Source organism: uncultured Cyclobacterium sp., assembly GCF_963976465.1.
In the GTDB taxonomy this organism is placed as follows: Bacteria; Bacteroidota; Bacteroidia; order Cytophagales; family Cyclobacteriaceae; genus Cyclobacterium.
This window is the reverse complement of record NZ_CAXBOC010000331.1, coordinates 1-6,771: the sequence shown is the minus strand read 5'-3', so window position 1 is coordinate 6,771 and position 6,771 is coordinate 1. Positions and strand designations below refer to the sequence as shown.

General features: G+C 40.9%; 6 protein-coding genes. 2 read left to right on the top strand and 4 right to left on the bottom strand.

Annotated features, from left to right (window positions below):
• A partial coding sequence (locus AAC037_RS17000; protein ID WP_339904232.1) for a site-specific integrase occupies positions 1-365 on the bottom strand: 365 nt, incomplete at its 3' end.
• 57 nt (positions 366-422) lie between these two features.
• Entirely contained in the window at positions 423-617 is a 195-nt protein-coding gene (gene rpsU / locus AAC037_RS16995) for a 30S ribosomal protein S21 (protein ID WP_014020953.1), read from the bottom strand.
• Positions 618-1,095: 478 nt separating this feature from the next.
• Here rpsU and galE point away from each other — a divergent pair, with 478 nt between their 5' ends.
• Together galE and AAC037_RS16985 are read left to right on the top strand one after the other, a co-directional pair.
• Positions 1,096-2,115 carry a UDP-glucose 4-epimerase GalE gene (gene galE / locus AAC037_RS16990; protein WP_339904230.1) on the top strand — a complete coding sequence of 340 codons (1,020 nt, stop codon included), beginning with the start codon at positions 1,096-1,098 and terminating at the stop codon, positions 2,113-2,115.
• Positions 2,116-2,123: 8 nt separating this feature from the next.
• Entirely contained in the window at positions 2,124-4,406 is a 2,283-nt protein-coding gene (locus tag AAC037_RS16985) for a GH92 family glycosyl hydrolase (protein ID WP_339904228.1), read from the top strand.
• 39 nt (positions 4,407-4,445) lie between these two features.
• On the opposite strand, the gene AAC037_RS16980 is transcribed toward AAC037_RS16985, so the two are convergent.
• Positions 4,446-5,738, bottom strand: coding sequence for a hypothetical protein (locus AAC037_RS16980; protein ID WP_339904227.1), 1,293 nt, complete (start codon positions 5,736-5,738; stop codon positions 4,446-4,448).
• 31 nt (positions 5,739-5,769) lie between these two features.
• The coding region (locus tag AAC037_RS16975; RefSeq protein WP_339904226.1) for a DegT/DnrJ/EryC1/StrS family aminotransferase at positions 5,770-6,771 on the bottom strand (1,002 nt) is incomplete at its 5' end.

The window sequence follows — 6,771 nt, the reverse complement described above, 5'->3', positions numbered from 1 at the left end:
TTACTTTCTTCTAATAAAGTCTGTATTTCCTTTTCCTGAATAAATGCGGGCAGGCTTCTCCCTTTTTTTAAGGAGCGGATTTTAAAAGTAGGGTCTTTACTGATAATTTCAGACCGCAATAAAAATTTATAAAATGACCGTAAAGTGGCCATTTTCCTGTTGACTGTAGCGACTTCTAGTCCATCTTCAATAAGGTCAACCATCCAAGCCCTAATTTCTGCATGACCTGCCTCTTCAGGGTGAGCCATACCAAAAGCCGTGTTTATGAATTCCATAAACTGGTCCAGGTCTTTCTGGTAAGCCAAAATGGTATGCCGGCTTACTCTTTTCTCGTGTTCAAGATAGCTGATAAATGAAAAAAGCATATTGATGTCTTATAAAACATCAATATGCTCAATATTTTCTGAAAAAGAAAGGTTTTCTTATTTACCTTCTTCTTCTTGCATGCGTTGCTTGTAAGCTGCTTTAATTACTTCTGTTCTTCTAGTGATAGAAGGTTTTTCAAAAGCCTGTCTGCTTCTCAATTCACGGATGACTCCAGTTTTGTCAAACTTCTTCTTGAAACGCTTTAGCGCTTTTTCGATAGATTCGTTCTCTTTTACGTTTACTACGATCATATAATTACACCTCCTTTCAGCCTGCAAAGGTAGAGAAACTTATTGACACCCCAAAACAAACACCAAAACCATTAGAGAATTCTCCGAATTATTATCAGTACAACATAGCCAACCTAAAGGCTAATCCAACCTTTTAGACCTGCCTCGCTCATTTACATTCAAAGCCAGCGCTTAGCTGTTTTTTTTTTGTAAACCGCATAATTCTCTTGCCATTTCCCTTTTCTTCTTAAAGCAAAACCGGAAACCCATTTGGATCCCGAGTCCTATCAACTGATTTCCTTCCATCATGTATGCTAAGTTCCTAGTCAAATAAAGCCTTCCATCCCTCGATGAATACATAGCTCGAAGAAAAGCATAACTGAATCAATAAATCCTCTGAAGCCTCCTCCTTTGGCATAAATAATATATTGGGCAATCATCCCATGATATATTAAGTTTGATTTCTTTCTATGAATAGGTTAAAACTTTATATTTGAGCATGGAAAATATTTTAATAACTGGTGGGGCCGGATATATAGGTTCCCATACGGCGGTGGCTCTTTTGGAAGCCGGCTACCAGCCCATCATCATCGATGATTTTTCAAACTCAGAAAAAAGCGCTTTAGATGGATTAAAAAAAATCACAGGTCAGGACATCCTTTGCTACGAAGGAGACTGTAACGATGCTGCTTTAATGGACCGCATTTTTACTGAAAACAAACTGTCAGGAGTGATTCATTTTGCTGCCTTCAAGGCTGTAGGTGAGAGCTCAATGCTTCCTTTAAAATATTACCACAACAATATCAGTAGTTTGGTGGTTCTTTTGGAAACCATGAATAAACACAATGTGGTAAACCTGGTATTCTCTTCTTCCTGTACTGTATACGGTCAGCCCGACAAACTCCCCGTCAAAGAGTCCACACCAAGGAAAAAAGCAGAAAGCCCTTATGGAAATACCAAAAAGATCTGCGAAGACATCCTAGTGGATCAGGTAAATAGTAAGGTTGCTTTATCCGCTATTGCCCTGAGGTATTTTAACCCGATTGGTGCGCATACATCTTCTGAAATAGGTGAATTACCTTTAGGAGTTCCCTCTAATCTCGTTCCTTTTGTCACCCAAACAGGTGTAGGGATAAGGAAAGAATTGACTGTATTTGGAGATGATTACGATACCCCAGACGGTACTTGTGTAAGGGATTATATTCATGTAATGGATTTGGCAGAAGCACATGTAAAAGCCATTTCACATCTTAAAGGAAAAGAAGCCCCTTTTTATGATATTTTCAATGTGGGAACCGGTAATGGAAACACAGTAATGGATGTGATCAAGGCCTTTGAAAAAGTAAGTGGTAAACCCCTCAATTATAAAATCGGCCCCAGAAGACCTGGTGACGTGGTTAAAGTTTGGGCTGATACAGCAAAAATCAACGATGAATTAAACTGGAAAGCCCGATTCAATTTGGAGGAAGCGCTAAGAGACAGCTGGAACTGGCAATTGGCACTTTCTAAAAAACAATAGCTATCAATATGCTAAAACTCCTAGTCAATTTATTAACAATCTTATTGGTAATCCCATCCATGGGATTCCAATTAAACCCAGAACCTAAACCTATTGATAAAGTCTATCCTCTTTTGGATGCCGCTAACTCAAGATGGTTTTATTTTAGTGCCGCCACCAGACCTTTTGGAATGGTTAACTTAAGCCCTGATCACGAAATTGACGGTGCTTGGGGAAGTGGTTACAGGTATAATTCGGATACAGTAAAAGGTTTCAGTCATATTCATGCCTGGCAAATGTCCGGCGTTTCTGTGATGCCTGTCAGTTTTGATGCAGCTCCTGAGGATCTGCTGGCAGACTATTACTCTACTTACGACAGGGACTTGGAAACCATAATGCCCGGTTACCACAAAGTCTTTCTAAAACGCTATGGTATTTCTGCAGAATTAACAGCTAGCCAACGTGTAGGCTTACATAGGTACACCTTTCCTGAAGATAAAAATCAGGCCATTTTATTTCATTTAGAAGGAGTGTTAGGACCCAGTAAAATGATCGATGGAAGTTTAAAACAAATTTCACCATATCTACTGGAAGGGCAAGTCACCAATTCCCCTACATCCAGAAGGCCCAACACTTTGACTGTTTATTTCCAAGTCGAGTTTGATCAACCCATAGTGGATTGGGTGGAGTCTGAAGATTCTCCACATAAAATAGTGAGCTTTGGAAAAAGTAAGGGAAAGCCTTTACAAATGAAAGTAGCACTTTCTTATACTAAGCCTGAAAATGCAGCCTTAAATAAGAAAGAAGAACTTCCCCATTGGGATTTTGACAAGGTGGTCAAAGAAACCCAAGAGGTTTGGAATGAACTTCTCGGTCGTATTGAAGTAGAAGGTAATACAGTAACGCAACAAAGGCGTTTTTATACAGATCTATGGAAATCTCTTCAAGGAAGAAGGACCATTAGTGATGTAAATGGTGCTTACCCGGACAATACCGGAACATCTTTCCGGGTTGGTCAATTGCCAGTAGATGACCAAGGAAAGCCACTTTTTAGGCACTTTAATTCCGATTCTTTTTGGGGTGCTCAGTGGACCATTAATGTATTGTGGGGCTTGGTATATCCGGAAATAGCTGAAGAATTTGCCAACAGTTTGCTTCAATATTACCAAGATGGAGGTTTGATTCCACGGGGCCCTTCAGGAGGCAATTACACCTATGTCATGACCGGTGCATCTAGCACCCCACTGTTTGTAGGGCTTTACCAAAAAGGAATCAGAGGATTTGATATTGACAAGGCATACGAGGGACTCCGTAAAAACCATATGCCCGGAGGAATGATGAGCAGGTCAGGTTATGAGCACAAAACTGCTAAAGGAGGTAATGTGGAAGACTATATAAAAATGGGCTACGTTCCTTACCCTAACCCAAGAGGCCGTTTTGGAGGACATGAACAAGGTGCCGGACAAACTTTGGAGTACAGTTATCAGGATTGGACTCTTGCGCAACTCGCACTTGCTTTAGGCAAAAAAGAGGATGCTGATAATTTTTTGGCACGTTCAAAAAATTACCAAAACCTCTACGATGCGGAAAGTGGCTGGATCAGGCCTAAGAATGTAGATGGAAAATGGGCCAACCCCTTTGATCCCTACAACTATGCCAAAGGTTATGTAGAGGCCAATGGAGCGCAATTCACTTGGTTTGTACCCCATGACATAGAAGGTTTGGCCGGCCTAATGGGTGGAAAAGAAAAAGCTGCTGCTCGACTGAACGAACAATTTGAACAGGCTGAAAAACTGGGCTTTACATCTGGAACCTCCCATTCTGTAGAAACCCATCCCGAGTACCGTAGAATTCCGATTAATTATGGAAATCAACCTTCCATTCAAACGGCTTATATATTCAATTATTTGGACCGGCCTGATCTCACACAATATTGGTCAAGAAAAATATTGGAGGCAGCATTTTCTGGGCTATCTCCCGAAAGCGGTTTCAATGGAGATGAAGACCAAGGACTTATGGGTTCTTTGGCCGTGTTGATGAAACTGGGATTGTTTCAGATGAATGCCGGCACTGAAGAAAACCCCATCTATGAATTGGGAAGCCCTATCTTTGACAAAGCCGTAATTCACTTGAATGAAGAATACTATCCCGGAAAGTCAATCACCATTCAGGCAGAAAACAATGGACCGAACAATTATTATCTTTCTCAGAAAACCTTCAATGGTCAAACGATCGAAGGTATCGGACTAAGGCATGAAGATCTTGTCAAAGGAGGACTGATAAAATTAATAATGAGTTCAAAAAGTAAATAATTAAAAAGGAGCCTAAAATAGGCTCCTTTTTTTATCTTTTTATGATTTAGGATAGTGAATTTTCACCAAATCCTGAATCTCTCCAAATGGCATTTGCATTCTTGCCATGGTATAGACATTTTTGCTTTTATCAATGGCTATGGCATTTACATAAGTAGGGATGCTTCCATCTTCATAAAAAGCCGGGCCATGATCCTTGTAAGTGCCTGTAGGCAAATGGTAGGTTACCAAATGTAAATTTTCCAGCTCTTTGGCCGCACCTTTGGCAATTTTCTTGGCTCCATCAATGGGCGGTCTATCACTTAATGGGCCTCCTGTAAGGTAATACAAGGTTTCTTTGTCCGGCCCCAAGTCAAAGCCCAAGTAGCCATAGCTGAACTGATCAAACATTCCCATTCTTTTAGAAGGAAGCGAAGAAAGCCTGTCCAGTAGTTCAATTTTTGCATTTTCCGGGTCAAATTTAAAAAGGTAATTGGAGTTACCATGAATCCCGTATGCCACATTATCTTCCTCATGCCAAAATATCCTTCTCCAATTGTAGCCCATATTACCGGGAACTTTAGGATCATACTCTCCAAAATAATCCCTTCTCATATGAATGTCAAGCAGCTTTGAAGGCCCCTCCTCTTTCTCGGGATTATAGCTGAAAATATCTCCTTTGGAGGTGGTATAATACAGGTTACCGGTATCCGGAACAACCAATAATGATCTGCACAAAACCCTATAGTCATCTCCTACAATCCCTGCTTCACCTTTCTCGGAAATTGGACCGAAATCCTTAAGTATCGTGGTATTCAAATCCAAATGTAGAAAATTACCGCTCGGCCATGTAAGTGCATAAATCTGGTTTCGCTTGGTATCCATGGTCATGGTTAACACCCCTTCTCCATATGGAACAATTCCAAGATCTTCTATCTCCTTGGTCTTCATATCAAAACTCAAGAAATGTCCTCCCAAATAAGGTGCGACCCCATCCATTGGATTAACGGGAAGTCGCTCCATATCATCGATCATTTCATAAACACCAATATGGGTTCCAAAATACAATTTGTCCTCTTTTTCAAAAAAAGGAACGTGACTTTTCCCTTGTGGTAAGGTATTGCTATCCCCTTCTCCGGAAGCCTCTGAAAGGTCAGCTAACCACTCTATCTTCTCAGTCTCCGGATCAAAGCTATACAGTTGACCGGCTTTGGTTACAGACTCCGAGGACAATACATAGTAAATCTTCCCGTCTGAGGCACAACTCATGGCCTGGTAAGTGTCATGGGCCAATTCAAAGCCTGAATAGTAGGCTTGTGCCAATAGCCCTTCTTTATTATTTTCTGATTTCAATGGTTTGTTCAATTTTAATTATGGTATTAAATTATCCTTTATAGGTAAGTAATTCTTCTACATTTTCATGAATCTTTTTTATGGCATTGGCTATATCGTCCATATCAGTGCGGCTCCCCAGCAACATGCGCTGAGACAACCATATGGCCTCTTCGTTACACAGCTTATCCGTTATAGGACATTGGTTTTCAGCTACAAATTTCTCAAAATCCAATTCTTCCGCCTGATACATTCGCTGGTAATTTTTGGAATTAAAAGCATCTTTTAAGTACAGTTTATCATTCAGGGGAGTGTAGCCACTACTGCAGGGGATTCCCTCTGCTCGCAAAGCTTTTATAAAAACATCTCTGGATAGCCCTTTGAACCCTTCCCTATGAAACCGGAAAGGGAAAAGGTGAAAAACTGCCCGATTAACCTTTGGGTACAGGACATAAGTGCTAATCCCGGGAATGCCTTCCAACTGTTCTTTAAGATAGCTTGCATTGGTCTCTCTCAATCTTGTTTCATCATCCAACCGTTCCAATTGACTCAAGCCAATGGCCGCCTGATACTCCGTTAGCCTGAGTTTAGTTCCTGCCATAACAGCTCCTTGGTTAACAGCCCCAACCAGGGATCCATATGGGTACCCATAGTTATGGTAAGAAAAGCACTTGTCCATAAACTCATCGTTGTCGCTTACGATGGCACCTCCTTCTCCCATGGGTAAATTTTTGGAATTCTGAAAGCTAAAACAACCGGCAAGGCCAAAGGTGCCTACTTTTTTATGGTCATATTCTGCCAACCAACCTTGGCAGGCATCTTCCACAACAATCAGGTTGTTTTGTTTGGCAATGGTCATGATACTGTCCATATCTGCCGGCAAGCCCAAAATATGTACCGGCAAAATTGCCCTGGTTTTGCTGTTGATTTTCTTCTTTATTTCTTCCGGGTCAAGCTGAAAAGTTTCAGGATCTGAATCTACGAATACAGGCATTGCACCCGTCTGTAATATGGCCGCTACACTGGCAATAAAAGTATATGAGGAAACCAATAC

What these genes read in the sequence shown, in the direction of transcription:
- rpsU (WP_014020953.1), bottom strand. Translation starts at nt 617, where the DNA reads ATGATCGTAGTAAACGTAAAAGAGAACGAATCTATCGAAAAAGCGCTA.
- galE (WP_339904230.1), top strand. Translation starts at nt 1,096, where the DNA reads ATGGAAAATATTTTAATAACTGGTGGGGCCGGATATATAGGTTCCCAT.
- AAC037_RS16985 (WP_339904228.1), top strand. Translation starts at nt 2,124, where the DNA reads ATGCTAAAACTCCTAGTCAATTTATTAACAATCTTATTGGTAATCCCA.